2 protein-coding genes are annotated in these 2072 nt (G+C 37.1%); both read left to right on the forward strand.

Annotated features, from left to right (window positions below):
* Positions 1-744 (forward strand): phage lytic cycle repressor MrpR family protein (locus PEL01S_RS34765; RefSeq protein WP_164824389.1); only part of this gene is annotated, 744 nt, incomplete at its 5' end.
* Positions 745-1133: 389 nt separating this feature from the next.
* Entirely contained in the window at positions 1134-2036 is a 903-nt protein-coding gene (locus PEL01S_RS34140) for a phage/plasmid replication domain-containing protein (protein WP_127463330.1), read from the forward strand.
* The last annotated feature ends 36 nt before the right edge of the window (positions 2037-2072 follow it).

The following is a 2072-nucleotide window of genomic DNA, read 5'->3' on the forward strand; positions in this document are numbered from 1 at the left end:
ACTTACATTAATTGGGCTATTGAGGAAGGACTCAGTTCACTTCCAGTCAATCCATTATCAAATAAACCGTTGGACTGGTGCAGGTCTTTTATTGTACCGATAACCGAGTTAAGTGAGTCAAAATTCAATTCCCTTGAACGGAATTGTGTAAATGCACAGGACGCTGTGATTTTAAGACTTATTTTTGAGGGAGTTAAAGGAGACGGATGTGCGGAGCTTTTGCAGCTTACCATGCGTGATGTAGATTTCGAACGAGGAGTGCTGACTTTAACGAATCAAGATCAAAGCATCCGGTATCTTGAAGTAAGTCAACAGGCATTATATTTAATAAAACTTGCCGCGCGGGAAACGTTATATCAAAAGAAAAATGGCTCTTTCAGTGGGACGACGAAAAATCCCCATACGCGTCTTGTTGAGAATGAATATGTCATTCGAAGTTCCATTACAAGGAATGAAAATGTTCACGCGGCGGATAAATTTCTTATCTATCGACGTTTGAGCATGTTATCCGAAGTCTTCCAACTGCCCAAATTAAACGTAAATATGATTGAACGTTCCGGCATGATGAAGATGGCAAAGGATTTGCTGGAAGCAGAAGGTAAGTTGGAGCGGGAACAATACTTTAAAATTGCGGAGCGCTTTAACATTGCGAAGAGAATCAATAACGGAATCGAAGAATACAATTATTATCCACTTAAGTCCTTCTTGAATGAAAAGGCAGTCCGAGAGATGTACAACCTATAAAAGAAAAATAATAAGATAAACAGTTGACTTAAAATAAAATAATATGATAATATACATCATGTAGTCGGAAATGGCTGCTTATCTTTTTAAAATTAAAAGTAAAATAATAATATAAGAAGGATGATGTAAATTGAAGGTCTGACATGGTTTTTGAATCGCTCAGCTTAAAATGAAAAGGATACCATTGTGCGGGACTGGTCAATTCCTAAGAGGGAGCAATGTGGCTGATGACGATATTTATGATCTGTGCGTGAAACATGATCTGCTTAGCAAGAAGGAACGAAGAAAGAAATCCGAGGAAGGTGACCTTTCATGAAGCATGTTCTTATAACATGCCGAATCTTTCCCCATATTTGAAGTACATCATTAAAACGAAAAGGAGAAAGCCTTTGTTCGATACGATCACCATGTTAACCAAAATTTATATTCATCCTGAAAATTTGCAACAGACGGAATCCTTTACTTTTCAAAAGGATGGTGTGTGCCGAACGAAATACAAGTACAAAGACTCGCTCATATCGAAAATCATTTACCGAGATTACAATCAAACGCTAGAAATCGAGTTGTCGATCCCCAAATTTCTCTACGGTAACAATGTAAACCTCATAAAAGAAAGTGAAATCCCTCTCTTTTTCCAAAGGTTACATCAACGGTTACATGAATTGTTTAACATCAGTATTCGAAAAGAGGATTGGTACACGAAGCGGCTAGATGTTTGTTGGAATTTCCCAGCGAATGAGGATATTGACGATTATCTTAAACAATTGGCAGAAATGAAGCTGCCCCGTTTAAAACCAGAAACATACGGACATCGGGAAACCGTTGTGCATCGAAATAAAAGCAGAAGAATTTCATTTTATAATAAGCAGAAGGAGTGTAAACGAACCAAGCAGCCGCGAGAAATCATTGATCAAGCTAAAGGGTTACTTCGCATGGAAATTAACTTAAAGGAGAAAAGTTTATCTAAATATTCATCGAAACGAAAAGCGTTTGAATTGCTAACTGTGCATTTCTTTGATTATATAACCAATCCCATTTTGCAGCAGATTGAGTTTATAGATGTTGTTGAAGGGATATCGTTTCAGTGGTTAGCTAAACAAACGAACAAAATAAGTAAAATTGAGTCCGTCCTAGGTTTTCGAGTTTTACAAAATCATCTTACTCAAACCGAGTTGAAGCAATTATATTCAAATTCGACATATGATAGAAAGGTAAATCTAACAAGGAGCATTCAGTTTCCCAGTCACAGGATACTGGCCCCCTTGAAAATTGATTATGCAAATTTAGGTTAAAAGTGATCCTTTTACATACGATTGTTACGCTGCGAT

It is taken from the genome of Paenibacillus elgii NBRC 100335 (assembly GCF_004000865.1).
Lineage (GTDB): Bacteria > Bacillota > Bacilli > Paenibacillales > NBRC-103111 > Paenibacillus_G > Paenibacillus_G elgii.